Source organism: Arcobacter sp. (assembly GCF_050300555.1).
Taxonomy (GTDB): Bacteria; Campylobacterota; Campylobacteria; order Campylobacterales; family Arcobacteraceae; genus Arcobacter.
Map to the genome: position 1 here is coordinate 38,469 of NZ_JBNKXY010000004.1, position 23,816 is coordinate 62,284.

The window sequence follows — 23,816 nt, forward strand, 5'->3', positions numbered from 1 at the left end:
TTGAATTATTTAATTTGGTCTTTTAATAAATCACCTAAAGTCATTGATGAATCATCATTTACAGATTTTAAGATTTCTCTTTCTTGTTGTTGCTCTAATCTTTTAATAGATAATCTAACTCTATTTCTATTTGTGTCAATATTTACAACAACTGCTTCAATTTCTTTTCCAATTTCAATATCTTCTGGTTTTAAAGGACCAAAATCTTCATTTCTAACTAGTCCATCTAAATTGTCTTCAATTTTGATGAATAGACCGAAATCTTTAAGATCTTTGATAGTTCCTTTTACAATGTCACCAATTTTATGAGTAGATTGGAATCTTTTTGCAGGAGAGTCTGTAATATCTTTGATTGATAAAGAGATATTCTCTTTTTCTCTATCAATTTTGATAATTTTAACTTCAACTTCATCACCTTTTTTATAAAGGTTTTTGCATTTTACATTACCTTCCCAAGATGCTTCTTCATTGTGTAATAAACCATCAACATCACCTAAAGTAACAAATGCACCAAATTCAGTTAAAGTTGCAACTTTACCTTTAATTATGTCGCCTACTTTGTGCTCTTTTGTGAATTTTGCAAAAGGTTTTTCTTGAAGATTTTTTAAAGATACTCTTAATCTTTTTTTATCAACGTCTAATTCAATAACTTCAACATTAACTTCATCACCTAATGTTAATAAGTCTTTTGGATTTTTAAGATTTTTATTCCATGAAATTTCAGAGATATGTAATAATCCTTCAATATCATTTCCTAAATCAACAAATGCACCATAAGATTCAAAGTTAGAAATAGTTACAGTAATTGTATCACCAACTTCTAATTCGTCTCTAATCTCTTCCCAAGGGTTAGAAAGTGCAGCTTTAACTGATAATGATAAATGTTGTTTAGTTTTGTCATAAGATAGAACTTTAACAGTAACTTCATCACCTTCATTATAATAATTAGATGGATTAACTGGACCTTTGTAAGAGATTTCATTGTAGTTTACTAAACCATCAATTCCGCCTAAATCTACAAACATTCCATAAGATGTAATTTTTTTGATTGTTCCATTGATTGGACCATCAGTATTTAAAAATTCTGCAACTTTTGAATCTTTTTCTACTTTTGATTCTTCAATAAGTTTTTTTCTTGAAACTATAATAGAGTTTTGAGCTTCATTTATTTTTAGAACTTTTGCTTTTACTTTTTTACCAAGTGCACCTTGAGCTTTTAAGTAAGATTGAGCCATTGGCATAAAATATTCACAACCATTGTCATCTTCAATAATAAACCCACCTCTAGGTTTAATAGAAACAATTTTACCTTCGATTGTAACATTTTCTAAATCTTCTGCATGTTCTTTTACAAAAGAATCAAATTTTTCTTTTTGTAAAACTTTTTTGTGAGAGATTGAAGGTTTTTCACCTCTTGTACCTGTTAATACAACAGGGATAGTATCACCCACTTTGTATTTAACTACTCCACCAATAGTAATTTCAGAGATATGTAGTCTTCCTTCAACTTTTTGACCAACATCTACAGAAACGTTTTCACCAGAAATCTCAACAATAACACCATCAACTACAGAGTTGTTCTCTGCATTTTCGAAAGACTCATTAAGCATTTGCTCAAAGTCAAAGTCTTCACCAATTTCAATATCTTCGATACCCATATTTTTCCTTCGTATAACCATTATTTATAAAATGCGATGATTATATCGAAGATTGGCTTAAACTACTAAATTTTAAAAATTGATTAATATTTTTCTATTTTATCTACTATTTTTTGTATAACCCAATCAGGGGTAGAAGCACCAGCTGTGATACCACAAAGTTTTTTGTTTTTAAACCATGAAGCATCTAATTCTCTTTCATCTTCAACTAAGAAACTATCTTTACAATTCTCTTGAGCAATACTTAGAAGTTGTTTTGTATTTGAAGAGTTTTTACCCCCAATTACAATCATAATATCCACTTCTTTTGACAATTCTCTTGCAGCATCTTGATTTTCAAAAGTGGCATCACAAATTGTATTGAATACTCTTACTTCTTTATTTTTTAAAATTAAAGAGTTAACTATTTCAAGATATTTTTCTTTTTTCTTTGTGGTTTGTGCAATGGTAGCAATTTTTTGGTATTTAAAATTAATCTTATCTAAATCACTAGGTTCTAAAATAACAAATACATCATCTTGGTCTTGTGCATATGATTGTACTCCCAAAACTTCTGGATGGTCTTTATCTCCAAAAATTATTATAGAATATTGCTCAGCAGACATTTTTTTTACTATTTGTTGAGGAGTAGTAACAAAAGGGCAAGTTGCATTTATAACTTTTGCATTTTTAGCTTTTAGATTTTTTAAATCAAATTTTGGAATTCCATGGGTTCTAATAATAATTGTATCATTATCTTTTACTTCATCTAAGCTATTATATAGACCTACATTGTAATCATTTTTAAGTCTATCTATCTCATTTGTATTATGAATCAAAGGACCCATTGTTGCTGAATTTTTATAATCTTCAGCGATTTTAATAGCTCTTTTTACACCAAAACAAAATCCATAAGATGATGCTAATTTTACTTTCATAAATTATTTTCCTAAAGTATCTAGTATCTCTTTAAAGTTTGGAAATGATGTCAAAATACAATCAACATCTTCAATTTCCATACCTGAATTTAAACCAGCTATTGCAAAACTCATTGCAATTCTATGGTCACCATGGGAGTTAATAGTTGCTTTTTTTAGCTCTCCACCAGTAATCTCATATCCATCTTCAAATTCTGTGTAGTTTACTCCACAAAGTTTTAAGTTATTTACAACAGAGCTTATTCTATCACTCTCTTTTACTCTTAGTTCTTTTGCATTTGATACTTTTGATTTTCCATTTGCTAAACTCATAGCAATACTTAATGCTGGAAGTTCATCAATTAACCAAGAGATATTTTCACTAACTTCTACACCATTTAATTTATCATTTGCTACTATAATATCACCTATTGGTTCATAGATATTTTCATTTTCAACAAATTCAACACTTGCACCCATTCTTTTTAAAACCTGATAGGCTTCAACTCTTGTTGGGTTTAAAGTTACATTTTTAATTGTCACTTTTGCATTTGGTGTAATAGCAGCAGCAACTGCAAAGAAAAATGCAGAACTAGGATCAGTTGGAACTGTTATATTTAAAGGTTTTAATGGTGCTGTTAAAGGATAAATATTAATATATCCTTCACTATCATTTTCAAGTTTTGCACCCATTCCTTTTAACATTCGTTCAGTATGGTCTCGTGTTAGTTCATTTTCTTTATATTTTGAAACACCATTTGCTCTAAGTGCTGCAAGTATCATTGCTGATTTAACTTGTGCAGAATCAACTGGTGAGTTATAAACAAAAGGTTTTAACTCTTTTACACCTCTTATAAAAAGCGGCGCTTTATTTCCATCTTCTCTACCATCAATTTTTGCACCAATACTTCTAAGTGGATCAGCAACTCTTTTCATAGGTCTTGAGTGTAAGTATTTATCTCCTACAAGTGTAAAAGCACCATCAATAGAAGCTAAAAAACCACAAAAAAGTCTCATTGCAGTTCCAGAGTTTCCACAATCAAGTACATCATTAGGCTCACTTAAAGTGCCTTTTGGCGTAATTGTAACTGTCGAACCATCTCTTGTAATTTCTGCACCTAGCTGTTCTACAATTGAAAGTGTATTTAGTGTATCTTCCGCTGTTAAAAAGTTTTTGATATGCGATGTTTTATCACTTAAAAGTGAAAACATTGCACATCTATGAGAGATAGATTTATCACTTGCAATATTATCAATAACAATATTAAATGGGTTTTTTAAAGCATCTATACTAAAGCTTTGCATTTATCTTATTCCTATTCCTAATACAGAGTTTAATTTTTCTAAAATATTGTTCATAGTAGTATTAATTTCATCTTCTTCAAGTGTTTTATCAAAACTTTGTAAAACAAATCTTATTGTTAAACTCTCTTTATCACCTAGTTTTTCATCACTATACGTATCTACTAAATTGAATTGTTGGATTGTATCATCTTCAATACTTGTAATAACATTTCTAATTTTTGAGTATGAAATATCTTTAGGTACAATTAAGCTTAAATCTCTTTTTGAAGCTTGGAATTTAGAATACTCTTTTGCTTTTATTAAATTATTTCCAATTTTATCAAAATCAATTTCTGCAATAAAAGTATCAGGTAAATCAAAATCATTTGCAACATTTGGATGAAGTTTAGATATAAATCCAATAATTTTACCTTCAACAATTACATTTGCATTTTGGTATGGATGAATTAAAGAATTTTTTATTTCATTCATTGGTTCTAAATCAAATTTACCAATACTATTTGCAATTTTTTTAGCAAATGTAAAAAAGTCAATAACTTTTGGTTTTCCATTATTTAAAAATGATTCGTGTTCACTATCCCCACTAAATATAAATGCAATTTTTCTTGATTCTTCCCTTTGACAATTAAAAATTGTACCAATTTCAAAAAATGCAACTTTTTTAAACCCTTGTTTAAAGTTATTTGAACAAGCTTCTATTAGATTTGTTAGCATAGTTGTTCTATATGTATTTAATTCATTTACAATAGGATTTAAAATATCAAGTTTTTCATCTACTATTTCAAGATTGTATTTTTCTAAAGTCTCTTTGTTTGTAAAAACATAAGTTAAAGTCTCAAAAAACCCATCTTCAATAGCTTTTGCTCTAATTTTATTTTTTTTCATTATTTTTTTAGAAGCATCATTTACTCTGTTTACTTCTTCTATTTGTAAAGGAGTTGATTCAATATTATCAATACCAACTATTCTTACAACTTCTTCAGTAATATCTGCTATATTTTTGATATCATGTCTATATAATGGAACTTGAACTGATAAAACACCAGAACCACCATCTCTTACAGTAAATCCTAAATCACTCAATATTTTTTCAATTTTAACTTTTGTAAATGATTTTCCAACAATTGAGCTAACTCTTTTGATACTCACGTCAATAGATAGTTTTTCTTTATCCTCTGTAAAAACTTCAAAACCTCTGTATAGTTTTGCTCCAAATTTAGAAATCAATGTTGTAAAATATTCCATACCAGATTCAATATTTGGTTCAGACCCTCTTGATGTTTTATAATAAACTTCGCCAGTTTTTATCTTTTTTTCAAATACATTTTTTGATAATTCTTCAGGATTATTATATGAAGCTTCTAAGATATATGTTGTGTCATCTTTATTAATTGCTTCATTTTTTATGCTTATAGTACTTAATTTTTCTTTTCCATAAACTTCATCAAATCCATCATTAGATTTTTTGATATGAAGTACAGATAAATCATTTAAGGTATCACAATCAGTTTTTGCATATGCGTGTAGTGTTACGCCAGTAGTATGTGTTGCATAAGTTAAAATATTTTCAATATCACAATCTTTATATAATCCTAAGGTTGCAACTCTTAATTTATATAGTAGAGGAACTTTTAGTTCATTGAAGTCTCCAGCTTTATAAATTAAAGATGAATTAATTGAACTATCGCACTCTATTTCAAGAAGTTGTCCTATTCCAATGTCGTTGTATTCTAAATTTTTTTCTTGTTCAGCTAAAGAGATTCCATAACAAGCACTTAACTCTCTTGCAACTCCATTGATACTTAAACAATCACCTCTGTTTGCAGTTAATTCGATTTCAATAATATCATCATTTAAAAGTCTATATCCGTTTAGCTCTTTTCCAATAATTAATTCACCGATAGAATCATCAAGTTCCATTATTCCATCATTTAATTTAGGAAGTCCAATTTCAGTTGAAGAACAGATCATTCCATTTGATTCCATTCCTCTTAATTTAGCTTTTTTGATTTTAAAATCTTCACCTAATTCACAACCTACTGTTGCAACTGGCACATATTGTCCTGCTGCCACATTTTTAGCCCCACAAACTATTTGGCTAACTTCACTTCCAATATTAACCTGACAAACAGATAATTTATCTGCATCTGGATGTTTTTCTTTTGATTCAACATATCCAATTACAACACCAGAAGGTATCCTAACTTTTTCTAAAGAATCAACTTCTAAACCAATAGAGTTTAATTTTTTGCAAATATCATTTGTATCAATTTTAGAGATATCTATAAAATCTTCTAACCATCTTTTTGTAACTATCATTTAAATTGTCCTAATAATCTTAAATCACTTTCAAATAGAGATCTTAAATCTCCAATATTATGAATTAACATTGCAAATCGCTCAACTCCTAATCCAAAAGCATAACCTGATACATTTTCATATCCAACAGCTTTAAATACATTTTCATCTACAATTCCACAACCTAAAACTTCAAGCCATCCCGTATGTGAACAAACTCTACATCCTTCACCTTTACAAAATACACATGAAATATCTACTTCAGCTGAAGGCTCAGTAAATGGGAAAAATGAAGGTCTAAATCTTACTTCAACATCACCAAACATATGTTTTAAAAATTCTTCAAGTACATGTTTTAAATTTGAAAATGAAATTTTATCAGAACTATCAACAACTAATCCCTCGATTTGGTGGAACATTGGAGTATGAGTGATATCAAAATCTCTTCTAAATACTGTTCCTGGTGCTATCATTCTAATTGGGGGTTTTTGAGAAAGCATTGTTCTAATTTGTACAGGAGAAGTATGAGTTCTTAAAAGCGTGTAATCTTTATTGTAAAAAGTGTCTTGCATATCTCTTGCTGGATGATACTTAGGAAGATTTAATGCTTCAAAATTATGAAAATCATCTTCTACTAACGGACCTTCTTCAACTGCAAAATTTAAATTTTGGAAATAAGCAATAATTTTGTCCATAGTATCTATTACTGGATGAACTGCACCACAAGTCAAGTTATTGTTGAATCTTGTTACATCAATTTTTTCTTCTTCAAGTTTTTTATTTAATTCTATTTTTTCTAAAACTTCTTTTTTTAACTCAAGTGCATTTGTTATTTCTACTTTATTATTATTTAGATTTTGTGCAAATGCTTTTTTTTCTTCATTTGGAATATCTTTTAATCTTGCAAACTCTTTAGTTAAAAAACCTTTTTTACCTAGTATTTCAATTCTTAGATTTTCTAACACTTCTATAGAATCAGCAGATTCTATTTTTTCGATCCACTCTTTCAATTATTTCCCCTGTTTTCATTTATATAAAAGGTGATTATTGTACTTAAGTTTTTATTAGAGTTTGGTTATAATAAAAATTAATACTATTAAAAGGAAATATAGATGTGCATTTTTTGTAAAATTGTAAATGGGGAAATTCCAAATAAGACTATTTTAGAAGATGAAAAATTTTTAGCTTTTGAGGATATTAGTCCAGCAACTAAAGTACATGTTTTAGTTATTCCAAAAGATCACTATACTTCATTTGATGTTGTTCCACCAAAAATAATGGCAGGTATGACTGAGTTTATTCAAAAAGTAGCTTCAAAATTAAATTTAAGAGAAGATGGTTATAGATTGATTACAAATATTGGTGAACATGGTGGGCAAGTTGTACATCACTTACACTTTCATATATTAGGTGGAGAATATGTTGGAAGATTAGTTGGAGATAAAATAAAAGAGTAAAAAAGAGATTTTCTTTTTTACTGTTTTTGAGAAAAACTACCTAAAGACATCAGTTTTTGATATCTTTTTTCATATCTCTCTTCTTGTGACATATTTCTTAATTCATTTACAGATTCAATAAAATAATCACCTAAAGCTTTTATAGCTTCATCTTTTGATCTATGTGCTCCAATTAATGGCTCATTGATTACATCATCAATTAGATTAAGACTTTTTAGTGATTCTGCTGTAATTTTTAGTGAATTAGCAGCAGTTTCCGCCTGTGCTGGGTCATTCCATAAAATTGCAGCACAACCCTCTGGTGAAATAACCGCATAAACAGAATATCTCATCATTGCTAGTTTATCAGCAACTGAAATAGCCAAGGCACCACCTGAACCACCTTCTCCAATAACAACAGAAATTGTTATTGCATTTAAATCAGAAAATTCATATAAATTTCTAGCGATTGCTTCAGATTGATTTCTCTCTTCCGCACCAATTCCAGGATATGCACCCGGAGTGTCCACTAACATAAGTATTGGTAAATTGAATTTTTCAGCTAATTTAGCTGCTCTTAGGGCTTTTCTGTAGCCTTCAGGGTTTGGCATACCAAAATTTCTTTTTAATTTATTTTTAGTACCTCTACCTTTTTGTTCACCAATAACTACTACTTTTTCATTGCCAATTTTACCTAAGTAACAAACAATAGCACTATCATCAGTATAGTGTCTATCACCATGGATTTCATAAGCATCTGTTAAAAGACCTCTTATATAATCTAAGGCATAAGGTCTATCAGGATGACGAGCTAGTTGAAGTTTTTGATAGTCAGTTAAGTTTTTAAATGTTTTTTCAACTTCTTTTTCTAACTTTTTTTCTAGTATTTCAACTGCATGCTCATCAGATTTAGTTTTTGCAACTATTATATCTTCTTCTATAGCTTTTATTTTTTCTTCAAATGTCAAATAAGTTGGCAATTTATTCCTTTTATTAAAAAGATGTATATCTTCTAATATAAATTATTTTGTATATTTTTTAAATATAACTGAACCGTTAGTTCCACCAAAACCAAAATTGTTACTCATAACAGTAGTTAATTCAACTTTTCTTGCAACATTAGGAACATAATCTAAATCACACTCTTCATCTTGGTTGATAATATTAATTGTTGGAGGAATAATACCTTCATTTAATGCTTTGATTGTAAAAATAGCTTCAATAGCCCCTGCTGCACCTAAACAGTGACCAACTTGACCTTTTGTAGATGTTACAGGAGGACAATTTTCTTTTCCACCAAATAACTCTTTAATTGCTTTAGTTTCATTAACATCACCAACAGGAGTTGAAGTACCATGAGTATTAATATAATCAATTTTTGGATATTCTCCATTATTTGCTTTTACCATTTCAAAAGCTGCTTGCATAGCTCTTAATGGTCCATCCATTACAGGTGAAGTAATGTGATTTGCATCACCACTTTCTCCAAATCCAATAATTTCTGCATAAATTTTAGCACCTCTTGCAAGCGCAGAGTCTAAAGATTCTACAACTAAAGCTCCAGAACCTTCTCCCATAACGAATCCATCTCTATCTTTATCAAATGGTCTTGAAGCTGTTTGTGGGTCATCATTTCTAGTTGATAGTGCTTTCATTGCAGCAAATCCACCTATACCAGCCCCACAAATTGCAGATTCAGCACCTACTACTAAGATATTATCAGCTCCACCTGCTAAAATAGTTTTTACAGCATCAGCTAAAGCATGAGTTGATGCAGCACAAGCTGTTACGTGTGATAAACTAGGACCTCTTAATCCATGTTCAATTGAGATAAATCCACTTAGCATATTTACTAAAGATGAAGGGATGAAAAATGGAGAAATTCTTCTAGGACCTTTTAATTCTAATGTTCTAGAATTACTTTCAATTGTTGAAAGTCCTCCAATTCCAGATGCAGAAATTACTCCAAATCTATTTGAAAGATTATCTGCAACTTTATTATTATCATCACTTATAAAACCAGAATCAATCATAGCTTCTTTTGCAGCTTTTATACCTAATTGGATGAATCTATCAGCTTTTTTTACTTCTTTTTTATCCATAACTGTTGATGGGTCAAAATCTTTTACTTCTCCAGCAATTTTTACAGAATACTCTGATGGATCAAATAAAGTAATTTCTCTAATCCCACATTTTCCTGCAACTACTGCGTCAAATGAATCATTTACATTATGTCCTAAAGAATTTATAGTACCTAATCCAGTTATTACAACTCTTTTCATCTATTTAAGCTCCATTGTGATTATAATTTATTTTATTTAAATTGCTCAATTTTTTTACAAAAATTCAAAAATTTAAATAAAGAGTTATTGTTAACTCTTTATTTGGTCAAGAAAATATATCTCTTGATTATTTATTATCTTCGATGTATTTGATAGCATCTGAAACAGTTAAGATCTTTTCAGCATCTTCATCAGGGATTTCGATGTCAAATTTTTCTTCTAAAGCCATTACTAGCTCAACAACGTCTAATGAATCTGCACCTAAGTCTTCAATGAATTTTGAATCTTCTTTAACTTCGGCTGGATCGCAATCTAATTGCTCAACTACTACTTCTTTTACATCATCTAATAATGCCATTTTCTTTCCTTTTTTAAAATTGTCCAAGTATTATACCCAAAAGCCTTTAAATATTCTTTTAAGTAGATATTTTTAGCTTATACGTATAAGCCACCATTAACTTTTAGTATCTCTCCTGTGATATAAGAAGAGTGATCACTTAATAAAAATGCAACTGCTTCTGCTATTTCACTTGGTTGCCCAAATCTGCTTAGTGGAATATTTTTTATATACTCTTCTTTTACTTCATCTTTTAGTTCATGTGTCATGTCTGTTTGAATAAATCCAGGAGTAACTGCATTGTATCTAATGCTTCTAGCTGCTGCTTCTTTTGCAAAAGATTTAGTCATGGCATTTAATCCACCTTTTGAAGCAGAGTAGTTAGTTTGACCAGGATTTCCCATTTCTCCAACAATTGAAGAGATATTAACAACAGAACCAAATCTTTTTTTACCCATAACTTTTAATACAGCTTTACAACCAATAAAGGCAGATGTTAAGTTTGCACTTATTACATCAGTAAAATCTTCAACTGACATTCTAAGGGCTAGTTTATCTTTTGTAATACCAGCATTATTAACTAAGTATGATAACTCTCCATCAGAGTCAATAATAGTATTAATTGCACTTACAAACTCTTCTTCATTTGTAACATCTGCTTTTATTATTGCAGCTTTTCCACCAGAAGCTTCAATCTCTTCTTGAATTTTAGAAGCAGCTTCAGCTCCACTTCTATAATTAATCCATACTTTTAGTCCATAACTTGCAAGAGTTTTTGCAATCTCTGCTCCAATTCCTCTACTTGCACCTGTAACTAATACATTTGAACCTGTAAATTTCATCTTTATCCTTTAAATTAGTCCCTAAAATAAGGTTCCTAATAAAATAAATATTTTTTTAGGGTACCTTTAAAGGGACCTATATTTTATGACTTCTTTTAACAAGAGAAATGAATTCTCTTTAAAGAAGCAAATCCTGAAGCGAACAACGAGTTGTTCTTTATAGATAGACTTCTTTTGAGAATGACATTATATCTATAAATAATTAAACACCTCTTTTGTTATCCCAAACACGTATGTGTAATCTATCACAATATTTATAACCAGACTCTATTGCCATGTTTATAACACTTTCACTATGTTTATTTATTTCATCAGCACTATCACCCATAGGCATAAGGTAAATTTCACAATTTGGAATAATTGAAGAAATAGATTCTATCTCTTCTTTTGCTTTTGATATAAACTCTTTACTTATCACAAACTTCAAATACGACTCTTTTGTATTCGTTATGATTTTTTTTAAGGTATTTTTATTTACTCTTTTTTTAAGTGGTTCAAGTGAGTTAGAGAGTTTTACACTCATAGAAAATATAAGCTCTTTTTGATACTCTTTTGTAAAATCAATATTCAATGAAGCATTTGTTTCTATTGTAACTTTGTATCCATTTGAAATATAGTATTCTAAAATCTCTTGAAACTCTTCATTGTTCCAATAAAGTAGTGGTTCACCACCAGTTATAACGATATCAGTTTTATAAGAGGGCTCTAATTTTTTAACTTCATTTATGATTTCATCTTTAGTCATTTTATGCCATTGATCTTTAAAAGCCGGATCAACTGCATAAAAGGAGTCACATGAACACTTTTTTATACCACTTGGTGTTTCATACTCAACAGCAAAACCTTCACATCTAAAATTGCATTTACCAAATCTTATAAAAATAGATGGATTACCAACAAATTTACCTTCACCTTGAATTGTTGGGCCAAATATTTCATTTACTTCAAGCATATACAGTACTTTTACTTTTTGGAGTTTCTAAAAATTCTACGTGTGATACTTTTATGGATATTTCATCCATTTTCTTTTGAACAATTTTTAAAAGCCAAGCTGAAAGATTTTCACTTGTGGGAACAAAGTCAACAAGTACATATCCTTCATACATTTCATGTATATAAAGTGGTTCATCTTTTAAAGTAGTTAAATCAAGGGTATAAAATCCTTCATCATGAGAAATTAACTCTTTTTTATCTTTAAAATGTGGTAATAAAGTTTTAAAAAGTGGGTCATTTAAATCTAAAATAAATTTGTGATCTAAGGTTAAATCTAAAAACTGTTTAAACCAATTTAAATGTTTGAAATCAGTTACCATACCATTTTGTAAATTGGAGCTTTCTAGATGAACTATTACTTTCCCTTGATGTCCATGTAGATGTCTGCATACCAAACAAGAATCTAGTGAAAAGTCAAAATTTAATTCTTGTGACCAAACCCTATGTCCATAACAAAAATCAAACTCTTTTGAGATATTCCATTTCATCAAGAACCTTTATATGGTATTGGATCTTTTGAATTTGCTTTTTCAAATCCATTTAATCTTAATCTACAAGAATCACAAACACCACAAGCTTCGTGCTCTTCTTTATAACAAGACCAAGTGAGTTCTAATGGTACATTTAACTCCAATGCTTTTTTTACAATCTCATTTTTATGAAGTTTTACCAATGGAGTTTTGATATTTATATGTGTTGACTCTTTTGTACCTTCATTAATTGCATTTTTAATTTGATTAATAAATGAATCTGTACAATCAGGATATCCACTACTATCTTCTTCAACTACTCCTATAAACATTGCTTCTGCATTCTCTTTTTCTGCAATTGCAGCTGCGATTGAAAGAAAAATACCATTTCTAAATGGCACATAAGTAACAGGAACACCAGGTTTAACACCATCAATTGGAACATCAATATTTGCATCAGTTAATGCACTTGCACCAATTTGTGTAAAAAATGGTATATCAATTTCATATTTATTTTTAACATTTAAACTTTCACAAACATCTCTAAATGCTTTTAGTTCTCTATTTTGTGTTCTTTGACCATAATTAAAATGTACAGCAATTATTTCATAGCCTTCATTTTTAGCAATATAAGAGGCTAAAGTGGAATCCATACCTCCACTTAAAATACAAATAGCTTTTTTATTCATAAGTTATATAATCCTTTTTCTTATCACAAAAGAATTTCCAATTAATTGGTAATACTTTTACAATATGATTTTCATTTAATTTTGTTATATCTTCATTTAATACTATAAATGAGTTACATTCACTTAAGATTGATATCATTCCAGGGCTTTTTTTATCAGATGGATTAAACTTTTCTCCATCAAAAAAACCGGGAACTAAAGTCAATCTTCCTTTTTTATTTAATAGATTTTTACCAAGTTTTGTTGTAATAAAATTGTGGTAAAAGTTTTTTGAGCCAATCATTTTTTGAATAATGATTTTTCCAACCATTTCAAAAACCATAGCAGAAGCCAAAGGATTTCCTGGAAGGTTTAAGATATATGTATCTTTTATTTTCCCAAAAATTGTTGGTTTACCTGGTTTTACAATTATTCCATCAAATAAAGTATTTAGTCCAACTTGTTTAAATGATTCCCTAGTAAAATCTGCTTCACCAACAGATACGCCACCAGAAGTAATTATTAAATCAGCATTTAAAGAGTTGTTAATATACTCTTTTATTGATTCAATTGAATCATGAGCTTGACCAATAAAACTTACATCACATCCTAACTCTTGAGCTCTTGAGATAAAAGTAGGGGTATTGGAATTATATATTTGATAATCTTTTATTGGCTGATAGTGAAGTTTTAACTCTTCACCTGAAGCAAAAACTACAATTTTAGGTTTTTTATATACTTTAATATGAGATATTCCTTGTGAAGCTAAAAGCGTAACTTTTGAAAAGTTTATTTCATCACCAATATCAATTAAAAGTTCGCCTTTTTGTATATCTTCACCCACAAATCTTATGTGTTGCATCTTTTTTACATCATAATTTATTTTAATTTTATTACCAGTAATTTCCACGTCTTCTTGGGCAATAACAGCTTCACAATTTTGGGGAACTCTTGCTCCTGTCATAACTTTTATTGTTGTACCTGCTTTTAGAATATCTTGATTATCATCACCTGCAAATATTTTATTTGTAACAATAAGTTCATTATCCTTATCATCAAATAATATTGCATATCCATCCATGGCAGAGTTGTTAAATTTAGGTAAAGAGCTTGTTGCATATATTTTTTCGGCACTTATTCTTGATGTTACATTTTCAATTGGAACTATTTCAAAATCTTTTATTTCAATAGAGTTTATAATAATATTTAAAGCTTCTTCAACTGAAACACTCATTTCAAATCCTTTTACTTGTACCTATGCTTAAGTCTGATATAATACCAAAATTTTTTAAAAGTGAGATAAACACATGGCTTTAATGCAAGATTCAATAGATACGCATGTCTTTTTTATATACCTTTTTTTAGCGGTTATGATTGTAAATTTTTATAGCGTATATAATTTAGATAATTTTATTAAATTAGCTAAAAGATTAAAATTTTTAACTCCTTTATATCATACTTTAAATGCAATTATTATCTATACTGGAACTATTGTTGCTTTTTATGAAAAAATATTTAGTTTTACAATCTTTATTATGATTGCTGCTTCAATTGCCGTTATGGTATTAGAGATTAAACGATTTAAGAAAATGAGAGTTATTAAAGTTGCAGATGTAGCTTTACAAGAAGAGTTTTTAAAATTTTCTAAAAAAATATATCTTATAGAGATTATTATAGTAGTTTCTACATATATTATAAGTAAGATTTTCTAATGCAATTTGTTTATTCAGCTGATGCCTCACAAGATATTTTAAAAGTTGATGGAGATATTTATAAATATCTTTTTAAAGCAAGACGTGAAAAAATTGGTGCACAAATATTTTTTAGAAATTTGAGGGATAGTTATCTTTATTGTTATGAAATATTTGATATAAGCAAAAAAGATGCAACACTTAGATTAATTGAAAGAGATGAAAAAATAGTTGAAGCAAATAAGAAATTTCATCTTATTTGGTCAATTGTTGATCCTAAAACCATAGAAAAACAACTTCCATATTTAAATGAAATAGGTGTTGATAAAATTACATTTTTTTATGGTGAGTATTCTCAAAAGAATTTTAAATTAAATCTTGAAAAATTTGAAAAAATATTGATTAATTCTTCTCAACAGTGTGGAAGAAGTTCGATTATAAAATTAGAAATATTAAAAAATCTTGATGAGGTATTAAGCTATTATCATGATAGTTTTATATTTAATTTTTCAAATAATTATATTAAAAATAATGATGAGATAAAAAGTGTAATTGTAGGATGCGAAGGGGGATTTTCTCCTAAAGAGTTAGATAAATTTAAACAAGAAAAAATTGTAGGAATAGATTCAAATTTGATTTTAAGAAGTGAAACAGCAGTTACAGTGATAGCATCAAAATTGATTGTTTAATAATCTAACAAATAATTAACACTAATATTTTATAGTTCTATTGTTTAAACAATGAATTAGGTAATCTCCTACTAAATTTTATCAATTCACAATTATAAGCAAAGCCACTAAACACCAATCGGCTTTAGCTTATATCCTCTGTTTTTTTGTGATTCAATTAATTCTACACCAAGTATTTTTCGTAAATTCCAAATATGATAACGTATTACATCTGATTTTGAATCACTATTTGATGGATAAACATTTGATTCTAAAATATCTTTAGAAACAAATTCTCCTCTTTTTTTGATTAGATAATTTAAAATCAAAAGGGGTTGTGCCTCTATTTCAACTCTTTTTTTATCATAATATAGCTCTTTTGAAAAAATATTATAAATTAGATTTTTACTTATTTGAATATTTGAGTGGTAAGTTCTATATGTTCTTTTAATTAATGATTTTATTCTTAGAATCAATTCAATATTATTACCAGTTTTATTTAAAAATCCATCACAGCCACTTTTGAAAGATTTGATAGTACTATTGGGAATAGAGGTTAAAACTAATCTTATAGTTTCATCTTTATATTCTGTTAATATTTTCATAATCTCATATCCATCAATCTGAGGTACATTAATATCTAAAATATATAAATCATAAATATTGTTGTAAATCTTATTTAGAAACTCTTCTCCATCATTACACGTATCAACATAAAATTTTTCTTCTTCAAGTAAGTCTTTTATGGTTTCTTGATATAGTTTATCATCTTCTAAAAAGAGTATTTTTGTTCCAAACATATTATTACTCCCGTAATAAAAAATGCTAAAGGGAAATAACCCTTTAGCATTTTTAGTATTTAACAACTTTAAAGAATATTATTAAATAGTATAAACATTCCCCAAGTAAAATAAATTACCATCCATAATATCATTATTCCAAGTGTATAATTACCTAATTTTGTAACTGCTACATCTTTTGAACCATCAAATATACCTTGGTTTTTACCAACTTTCCATGCCATAGTTAAAAGCCAAGCTACTCCTACTCCTCCTAAAATTAAAAAAGTAAGTAAGAACATAGCAATTGTAGGAATTTCTAAATTAACTGGATATTCATAAATACTATATCCTAGGTTACTCATAATATTAAATCTAATAAGTTCTCTCATTCCAGAAATTAATAAAGCTACAATAACTAATACTATAGTTGTTAGGTAACTATTATTATTTTTTCCAACCATTAATAATAAAATAGCAACACCTGCAATAATTGCTAAAGAAAGAGGAGTAAATAAATAATCTATTTGTACCATCCATGCTACAAAACAAAGGGCACTAATAACCAATCCAATAACCCCCATTTTTGTTCCAAGTCCAGCTGTATATTTTATAAATTCAGAGCTAAAGTCTTTTCTTGTACTTAAAAATCTACTATAGTTTTGTAAAAATATACCAACAACGGGTATTGCTAAACTTACCATAAAAACTAATCTTACGATATCCATGTTAAATGTCCAACCACTGTTATCCACAATGCCATTTGGAGCATACATATTCATCCATTCATTTGGCATGATTGAAGTAACTGCAAAGTTGTGCATTAATAATCCAGCAAATACTAAAATTCCGAAGGATATAATACCAATAAGTTTCCCTCCACCCTCATGTTTTTTATTTGCATAGTAATACCAATAATACATAATATAACCAACAATTAAAGTATAAATAAATATAAATACCCACATACCTGAAAGGGTGTTTGCCACATACCAGTTTGGATCATAGATTACTTGTGTAAAAAGTAATGGAGCTACTCCTAAAACAATAAGTATTGAAATACTTATTTTGCCTGTTTGGATTAAATGTGGTGTTAATATTTTCCAATTTGAATCACTTTTTTGACTAAATGTTCCATAAATTGATAATCCCATGGAACCTAAAGCCAATAAAACAAAAGCTGCATGTAATGCCCATGTTAAAACATATAGTACTTGAAATACTACAGGATAAAAAGGTACCCCTGCTGGGTCTCTTAGTGCTAATAATACTGATGCGTCCATAAATCCTCCTTAATATTTCAATGATGCAAGATATTGGGCAATTGCATCTGTTTCTTGTTCTGGTAGTTTTAGTTTTGGCATATATGGCATTCCTCCATCACCTATTGCATATAAAATTGATTTAATAGCTTCTTTATCCATAGCTGTTAGTCTATCTTTCAGTGGTCTATATTTCCCAGTTTTTTCCAATGAGTGACAATTTGAACATGACATTTTTGCAAGGAGTTCTCCTGCTTCTAGTTTATTTTCTTCTGTTATAACTTTTAGATTTTCTGGAACAAAAGGGTTTACTTGTAAAAGACCTTTTTGGGCAATTATTGGTAGTTCACTTTTGATTCCTTTTCCTGGAACATCCCTACTAATAATTTGATTTGAATAGATATATTGTCCAGCTACATACGGTTTTCTCATGGATTCTCTTAGTTTTTCTCCAGGCCAAATACCTGCAATAAGAATTACAAAAATCATTACACCAGCTATTGGTGTGCTTATATATTTTGGTTTAATAATTGCAATTAAAAAGTAAACTGAAAAAATAATTGTAAGAATAATTCTACTTTGAATAACATCTGCTTTTGTTATGTTAAATACAGCATGGGCATTATCTGGAAGTGTTCCCATATACCACATAAAAAAGAATATAACTAAAAACCCACCAAGCATACTTATATAACCCATTTTTTTAGTTAGTTCATTTGATAATTCTAAATTATCTTTTTTCATTGCACTTGAAATAAGAAGACCAATTACCCCTGAACACATAATCATAAATCCTATTCTTAAAAACATATGCGGAAAGATATTAGTTCCAAAAAAAGCATCACTTGCACTTCCTGTTGTATAAAAGCTTTGTGTTCCTGGCCACATCATAAAACTAATTATTCCAATAATAAGTGCTAATGTTCCTACGGATGCTAAAGCAAATGAAAAGGTTAGTTTTAAGTGAGTTTTTTTATCAATTTTATCAATAAAATAAACAAGGACAAATACCCCAATTACTTCATAAACAAAAAAGACCCATTCTGTTGCCCAAACCCAAACAAAGTTATGTATTAGAGCACTTATTCCCCTTGGACTTGCTGCTGTTGCAGTATACCAAATACCAGGCCCTGTAATTGAACCAATTACATAAGAAAAAATTAGTAAAAACATTCCGTATCTTTTCATATACGGATATAAATCACTTCTATTTTCTTTATATGCTTTGTAAGCTAAAAATGCAAATAGCATTGCAGCACCAACAGAAGTATGTGACGCTAAGATGTGAATTGTTCCTGTCATACCCATCATCCATGCACTTCCATATTCTGGAAAATAAAACAATGGAAATTGTCCTATAATATCCATGAAGCCTCCTTATTTAAATTAATGGAAAATGATAGCTACACTGTGTTAATTAATTGTTAGATTTAAGAAAAATATTAGTTTATTGGAAGAAAGAGTATGAAGTTAAACTTCATACCCATAAAGAAATTACCACTCTCTAATAATTGAGTGACATCTTGAACATGCGTTCAGCATATCTGAATATGCGTTAGAAGCATTTATATAAGCTTTGTCATCTAAGTTAAGATTTAATACATTTAAGTCTAAATTGATTCTTTTTGAAGCATTTTCTGCTACGTTTAGCATATGTTTTTTATCTTTTGGTAAATACTCTTTAATAACTTTTTTATCAGAAAAAAGTGCATTACCTTCATTTACTAACTTCGCTCCTTCTTTAATTAAAGCGATATTACTGTTAATAAATCCTTTTTGAATTTTAGTCATACCTTGATCCATTAAGTCCATAGATTTTTGCATAACATTATCTGCATTTGCAACACCAAAAGATAGAGTTGCAATTAGTGCTAATTTGATTAATTTCATTTTTTTTTCCTTGTAATGGAGAAGATGCACTTAGTGCATCTCTCTCCATTGTTTAGATTTCCATAACCAAGCAAAAATTGCAAAGATTACTAAGTAAATTAAGAATTTAGGTCCCAATTCTTCTCTTTCTGCTTTTTTAGAATCACCAACTTCTTCTAAATAAGCTATAACTTGAGTTTCAGCTTCTTCTGTTAAACCAACTCTTGGCATAGCCGTACCTTCAAGGTGTTTTTGTGGATTATTTACAAATTCATGTAAATATTGATGACCTCTTGATCTAATAAATTGAGATAAATCTGGTGGATTTTTCCCCATATATGCTTTGATATTTGCATCAGGTGTAAATGATTGCATTGTACCACCTTTCATATCTCCATATTTAATAGAGTGACATCTTTGACAAGCATTTGTAAATACTTCTTTGTTTGTCATCTCTTTTGGAGCAATTGATTGTAAATAAGCAACTATATCAGCGATTTCTTGTGGTTGCATCCAGTCATAACCTGGCATTGGATGAACTTTTCCATCAACATATTTATGCTCAACTTTAGAAGCTTTTGCTGGATTTTTTACGAAAGCAGCTATATAATCAGCATTATAAAGTTTTCCAGCAGTACTTAAATCTGGTGGAACAACTCCATATGCTGCAGCACTGCTAGCATTATCCATCACTGCAGGGAAACCTGCTTTTTCAATACCATGACATGCTGTACAGTTAGATTGAACTAAGATTGCACCATTGTCAGCATTACCTTTAAGACCATTTAAACCATCTACATCTTTAAACTCATAATCAGGAGCTTCAACGTGAGGGTGCATTTGAGAATGAGCAAATGGCTCAACTCCCCAGTAAGTAATAAGTGTTAAAGCTACTACTACTGCTAATATTTTCAATTCTCTCATACGTCACCCCTTTTCTTAGCATCAGACTTCGTAACCATAGGTAAAGCTAAGAATATTAAAATAAATGCCATAGCAGCTACAAATCCAATATAAGCATTTGTTCCTGTAGGAGGTAATTTACCCCAAATTGTTAATACAATTAAATCTACCATTAAAATCCAGAACCAAATAAAGAATTTAGGTCTTTTGTGTGCTGGTAAGATTTTAGGATCTCTATCTAGGAATGGTAATACTAAGAAAATAGCATTAGCAAATCCAAATGCTGCAAGACCAATATCAAATGCTTTAACAGGACCAACATCAAAGAAGAAACCTCTTAGTACTTCATATGACCATAGGAAATACCACTCAGGATAAATATGAGCAGGTGTAACCATATTATTTGCTGGATCAAAGTTAACTGGGTCCATTGCAAAGTTATAATGGAAGAATACTAAGTAAAAATAGAATAATAAGAAAATACCAAGTACTGCTAAATCTTTAGAAATAAATATAGGCCAGAAAGGAATAACTTTTGCTTCTTTTTTATTTCCACTTAAATATTTTTCAGCTTCAGCATCAAAATCAAGCTCTTCTGAAGTTTGGTTATTAACGTGAGGAATTCTTAATGTATAAAAGTGTAATCCAATAATACCCATGATTGTAATAGGTAATAAGAAAACGTGTAACATAAAAAATCTTGTTAATGTAGCATCAGCAACGTTAAAGTCACCTCTAATCCATACAACTAAATCAGGACCAATGAAAGGAATACCACCAAATAAGTTTGTAATAACCATCGCAGCCCAGTAAGACATTTGTCCCCATGGTAACATATATCCAGAGAATCCAGCAGCAGAGAATGTCATAAATAATAACATACCAGAAATCCAAATCATCTCTCTACCTTGTTTATAAGAACCATAATAAATACCTGTAAACATGTGAATATAGATAATTAAGAATACAACTGATGCTGCAACACCATGCATATGTCTAAATAACCAACCATATGCAACTTCTTGCATAATTGTATAGTTAACAGAGTCAAATGCTAAATTAATATCTGGTTTGTAGTACATCATTAAAAAAATTCCAGAGATAACTAAAATCCCAAAAGTTGTAGCTAAAAGTACACCCATAGCCCATAAAAAGTTAATATCTTTTGGAATCCAATATTCAGTCATCATAACTTTATTGAATGTAGTAAGATTTAATCTTTGGTCTAACCACTCACCAACAGAGTTTGCTTTTTCAAATTTCGCCATTTTACTCTCCTAAGCTTGTGTTGCTAAATAAGCAGCAATTTTTTCAGATTCAGGACCGGTATTACCTAAAACAATAGTAGTTCCTTTTACTTCAAATGGAGGTAAATCAAGAGGTCTTGGAGGAGGTCCAAAAACTTGTTTAGCGCTTGGGTTAAATTCCCCACCGTGACATGCACATTTCCATTTTGTTTTTTTCCATGCAGGAATACACCCTAAGTGTGTACAAAGACCAATAGCAACAGTATATCTATCACTACCTATAACTAAATCTCTTTCTGAAGATTCCATTTCAGCTGTTTTTTTAAGAACAAAAATTGGCTTTCCTCTCCACGTAAATGTTTCTGGCTCACCTGCTTTAAGTGGGGCTAAGTCGATTGTTGTAAATCCACCAGCTAATACACTTGGAAGTGGATCCCACGTTTGTTTCATACCAACAAGCGACGCAGCACCACCTACAGCTGCAACAGCTGCAAATGAGTAACCAATAAAATCTCGTCTATTAGTTTTGTTAGACATATTTGGCTTCCTTTTTTTAAAATAAAATCTTCCCATTATATTTAATAGTATCTTAAATATAATTGACTATAGTCAAAATAAAGCAAGAAATTAGTAAAACGTGTCTAAATTACACAAAAAAGGACATCTTGAGAGCTCCTAAGGTTAAGAATAACCTTAGAATTATAATTTTAAGTTATATTACTTTGAAATAAATTGAATAATTTTTGATTCAATTTCTTCTTTATTTACAATATCATTATGTAAAATAGTTGAATTAAAAAGTTGTGAAATTGAGTTTGGAATTTCTACGTTACAAATTTTTGAGATATTTTCTAGAGCAGTTTTATCATCATATTTTTCATTATTTTGTGATATTGCATTTAATACTGTTGGAGAAAATTTTGTCCATTCAGCAGTTGAATACATAACTGTTTTTAGATTTTTTTCTTTTAAATTATCGTATGCTTTAATACAAGTGGCTGTGTGTGGATCCATTATATAATTTTTATCTGCATATTTTTTAATTATTTTTACTCCATATTCATCATCTGAATTAATGGCAGAAAAATACTCTTGAAGTTTTTTAGTCTCTTCTTCAGTCATCTTAAAATAAGAATTTTCATTTAATGAATCTAATAATTCTTTTGTTCTTTTATCTCCATAAAGACTAAAAATAACTCTTTCTATATTTGAAGATTTTAAAATATCCATTGCAGGAGATTTTGTAAGTTTTAACTCTTTCCCTCGAATATCATAAACCCCTGTGTTAATCCATTCAGTTAAGATATTATTTTGATTTGATGCAACAAGAAGTTTTTCTATTGGAACACCCATATTAAGGGCATAAAATCCACCTAAAACATTCCCAAAGTTTCCACTAGGAACAATTAAATAAATTTTTTCTCCAAATGTTATTTCATTTTGTTTAAGTAATTGAATATATGACCAGAAGTGGTAAATGATTTGGAATATAATTCTTCCAAAATTAACTGAATTTGCAGCACTAAGTTTAATACCATCTTTTTCCAATTCATCTTTAAAAGATGAAGAAGCAAGTAGGTTCTTAAGTGCAGTTTGTGCATCATCAAAGTTACCTTTAATTCCTATTACTTTAAGATTTTTACCATCTTCACAAACCATTTGAAGTCTTTGAACATCACTTGTACCACCACTTGGATATAAACAAGCTACTTGAATATTCTCTTTATTTTTAAAAGTATTAAGTGCTGCTGGTCCTGTATCTCCAGAAGTTGCAGCTAGAATTAGATATTTTTCATTTTTCTTTTTTGCAATTGAACTTAAAATCGAACCAAAAGGTTGAAGAGCCATATCTTTAAACGCTCGTGTTGGACCATGATATTGCTCATGTACAAAAAGGTCATCTTCTATTTTAACTACTGGACATGGATTTGAGGCATCATCAAAATTATCATATAAATCTAAAGCTTTATTGATTTCACTTTCATCAATATCAATTTCAAAGGCTTTTAAAATATCATATGCAACTTCTTTATAACTTGAGTTAATATGATTTTGTAAAAAGTTATCTTCTAATTTTGGCAATTCTTTTGGCACATAAAGTCCACCAAAAGAAGCACTTGGGCTTAAAATTGCTTCACTAAAACTTACTTCTTTAGCTTTAATTCCATCATTTCCACGTGTTTCTATAAAATTCATTTTAATTTTTACCTTT

General features: G+C 29.2%; 24 protein-coding genes. 3 read left to right on the forward strand and 21 right to left on the reverse strand.

Translation table 11 applies throughout. From position 1 onward, the window contains the following. Positions 1-5: 5 nt before the first annotated feature. The 5 genes from ACQY5W_RS03990 to pheS form a co-directional block, all read right to left on the reverse strand. Positions 6-1,658: a 30S ribosomal protein S1 gene (locus tag ACQY5W_RS03990; protein WP_428023654.1), complete on the reverse strand. Its 1,653-nt coding sequence runs from the start codon at positions 1,656-1,658 to the stop codon at positions 6-8. A gap of 83 nt (positions 1,659-1,741) precedes the next feature. Beyond that, on the reverse strand, positions 1,742-2,575 hold the full coding sequence (locus ACQY5W_RS03995) for a 4-hydroxy-3-methylbut-2-enyl diphosphate reductase (RefSeq protein ID WP_428023655.1): 834 nt from the start codon (positions 2,573-2,575) through the stop codon (positions 1,742-1,744). 3 nt (positions 2,576-2,578) lie between these two features. Next, positions 2,579-3,859, reverse strand: coding sequence for a 3-phosphoshikimate 1-carboxyvinyltransferase (gene aroA / locus ACQY5W_RS04000; protein ID WP_428023656.1), 1,281 nt, complete (start codon positions 3,857-3,859; stop codon positions 2,579-2,581). Beyond that, a complete protein-coding gene (pheT, locus tag ACQY5W_RS04005) occupies positions 3,860-6,178 on the reverse strand; it encodes a phenylalanine--tRNA ligase subunit beta (RefSeq protein WP_428023657.1) in 2,319 nt (772 codons plus the stop codon). It lies immediately after the preceding gene. Then, positions 6,175-7,167, reverse strand: a complete 993-nt coding sequence (gene pheS / locus ACQY5W_RS04010) for a phenylalanine--tRNA ligase subunit alpha (RefSeq protein WP_428023658.1) — start codon at positions 7,165-7,167, stop codon at positions 6,175-6,177. The genes pheT and pheS overlap by 4 nt, the downstream gene beginning before the upstream one ends. A gap of 102 nt (positions 7,168-7,269) precedes the next feature. Here pheS and ACQY5W_RS04015 point away from each other — a divergent pair, with 102 nt between their 5' ends. Beyond that, on the forward strand, positions 7,270-7,614 hold the full coding sequence (locus ACQY5W_RS04015) for a histidine triad nucleotide-binding protein (protein WP_428023659.1): 345 nt from the start codon (positions 7,270-7,272) through the stop codon (positions 7,612-7,614). 17 nt (positions 7,615-7,631) lie between these two features. Here the strand turns inward: ACQY5W_RS04015 and accA are convergent, their stop codons facing one another. The 8 genes from accA to ACQY5W_RS04055 form a co-directional block, all read right to left on the reverse strand. After that, positions 7,632-8,573 carry an acetyl-CoA carboxylase carboxyl transferase subunit alpha gene (accA, locus tag ACQY5W_RS04020; RefSeq protein WP_428023660.1) on the reverse strand — a complete coding sequence of 314 codons (942 nt, stop codon included), beginning with the start codon at positions 8,571-8,573 and terminating at the stop codon, positions 7,632-7,634. Between the two features lie 42 nt (positions 8,574-8,615). Beyond that, the gene (locus ACQY5W_RS04025; RefSeq protein WP_428023661.1) at positions 8,616-9,875 is read right to left on the reverse strand and encodes a beta-ketoacyl-ACP synthase II; all 1,260 of its coding nucleotides are present in this window, start codon (positions 9,873-9,875) and stop codon (positions 8,616-8,618) included. Between the two features lie 127 nt (positions 9,876-10,002). After that, positions 10,003-10,233, reverse strand: a complete 231-nt coding sequence (gene acpP, locus ACQY5W_RS04030; RefSeq protein WP_013134306.1) for an acyl carrier protein — start codon at positions 10,231-10,233, stop codon at positions 10,003-10,005. A gap of 77 nt (positions 10,234-10,310) precedes the next feature. Next, positions 10,311-11,054, reverse strand: a complete 744-nt coding sequence (gene fabG, locus ACQY5W_RS04035; protein ID WP_428023662.1) for a 3-oxoacyl-ACP reductase FabG — start codon at positions 11,052-11,054, stop codon at positions 10,311-10,313. A gap of 202 nt (positions 11,055-11,256) precedes the next feature. Continuing rightward, positions 11,257-12,006 carry a 7-carboxy-7-deazaguanine synthase QueE gene (locus tag ACQY5W_RS04040; RefSeq protein WP_428023663.1) on the reverse strand — a complete coding sequence of 250 codons (750 nt, stop codon included), beginning with the start codon at positions 12,004-12,006 and terminating at the stop codon, positions 11,257-11,259. Next, positions 11,999-12,535 (reverse strand): 6-carboxytetrahydropterin synthase, encoded by a 537-nt coding sequence (locus tag ACQY5W_RS04045; protein WP_428023664.1) that lies wholly within the window; start codon positions 12,533-12,535, stop codon positions 11,999-12,001. The genes ACQY5W_RS04040 and ACQY5W_RS04045 overlap by 8 nt, the downstream gene beginning before the upstream one ends. Then, a complete protein-coding gene (queC, locus tag ACQY5W_RS04050) occupies positions 12,535-13,206 on the reverse strand; it encodes a 7-cyano-7-deazaguanine synthase QueC (RefSeq protein ID WP_428023665.1) in 672 nt (223 codons plus the stop codon). Before queC ends, ACQY5W_RS04045 begins: the two co-directional genes overlap by 1 nt. Beyond that, on the reverse strand, positions 13,199-14,419 hold the full coding sequence (locus ACQY5W_RS04055; protein ID WP_428023666.1) for a molybdopterin molybdotransferase MoeA: 1,221 nt from the start codon (positions 14,417-14,419) through the stop codon (positions 13,199-13,201). Before ACQY5W_RS04055 ends, queC begins: the two co-directional genes overlap by 8 nt. Before the next feature lie 82 nt (positions 14,420-14,501). Between ACQY5W_RS04055 and ACQY5W_RS04060 the strand changes: the two genes are divergently transcribed. Together ACQY5W_RS04060 and ACQY5W_RS04065 are read left to right on the forward strand one after the other, a co-directional pair. After that, positions 14,502-14,897 carry a hypothetical protein gene (locus ACQY5W_RS04060; RefSeq protein WP_428023667.1) on the forward strand — a complete coding sequence of 132 codons (396 nt, stop codon included), beginning with the start codon at positions 14,502-14,504 and terminating at the stop codon, positions 14,895-14,897. Continuing rightward, a complete protein-coding gene (locus tag ACQY5W_RS04065; RefSeq protein WP_428023668.1) occupies positions 14,897-15,565 on the forward strand; it encodes a 16S rRNA (uracil(1498)-N(3))-methyltransferase in 669 nt (222 codons plus the stop codon). Before ACQY5W_RS04060 ends, ACQY5W_RS04065 begins: the two co-directional genes overlap by 1 nt. Positions 15,566-15,672: 107 nt before the next feature. Here ACQY5W_RS04065 and ACQY5W_RS04070 read toward each other — a convergent pair whose 3' ends face one another. The 8 genes from ACQY5W_RS04070 to thrC form a co-directional block, all read right to left on the reverse strand. Next, positions 15,673-16,344: a response regulator transcription factor gene (locus ACQY5W_RS04070; RefSeq protein WP_428023669.1), complete on the reverse strand. Its 672-nt coding sequence runs from the start codon at positions 16,342-16,344 to the stop codon at positions 15,673-15,675. Positions 16,345-16,412: 68 nt separating this feature from the next. Then, positions 16,413-17,606, reverse strand: coding sequence for a hypothetical protein (locus tag ACQY5W_RS04075; RefSeq protein ID WP_428023670.1), 1,194 nt, complete (start codon positions 17,604-17,606; stop codon positions 16,413-16,415). 9 nt (positions 17,607-17,615) lie between these two features. Further along, positions 17,616-18,953 (reverse strand): c-type cytochrome, encoded by a 1,338-nt coding sequence (locus ACQY5W_RS04080; RefSeq protein ID WP_428023671.1) that lies wholly within the window; start codon positions 18,951-18,953, stop codon positions 17,616-17,618. Positions 18,954-19,079: 126 nt separating this feature from the next. After that, positions 19,080-19,475 carry a hypothetical protein gene (locus ACQY5W_RS04085; RefSeq protein ID WP_428023672.1) on the reverse strand — a complete coding sequence of 132 codons (396 nt, stop codon included), beginning with the start codon at positions 19,473-19,475 and terminating at the stop codon, positions 19,080-19,082. A 30-nt stretch (positions 19,476-19,505) separates the two neighbouring features. Next, on the reverse strand, positions 19,506-20,378 hold the full coding sequence (locus ACQY5W_RS04090) for a c-type cytochrome (protein WP_428023673.1): 873 nt from the start codon (positions 20,376-20,378) through the stop codon (positions 19,506-19,508). Beyond that, positions 20,375-21,625 (reverse strand): cytochrome b, encoded by a 1,251-nt coding sequence (locus ACQY5W_RS04095; protein ID WP_428023674.1) that lies wholly within the window; start codon positions 21,623-21,625, stop codon positions 20,375-20,377. Before ACQY5W_RS04095 ends, ACQY5W_RS04090 begins: the two co-directional genes overlap by 4 nt. 9 nt (positions 21,626-21,634) lie before the next feature. Beyond that, the gene (locus ACQY5W_RS04100) at positions 21,635-22,141 is read right to left on the reverse strand and encodes a Rieske 2Fe-2S domain-containing protein (protein ID WP_428023675.1); all 507 of its coding nucleotides are present in this window, start codon (positions 22,139-22,141) and stop codon (positions 21,635-21,637) included. 180 nt (positions 22,142-22,321) lie between these two features. After that, positions 22,322-23,800: a threonine synthase gene (gene thrC / locus ACQY5W_RS04105; protein ID WP_428023676.1), complete on the reverse strand. Its 1,479-nt coding sequence runs from the start codon at positions 23,798-23,800 to the stop codon at positions 22,322-22,324. Between the last annotated feature and the right edge of the window lie 16 nt (positions 23,801-23,816).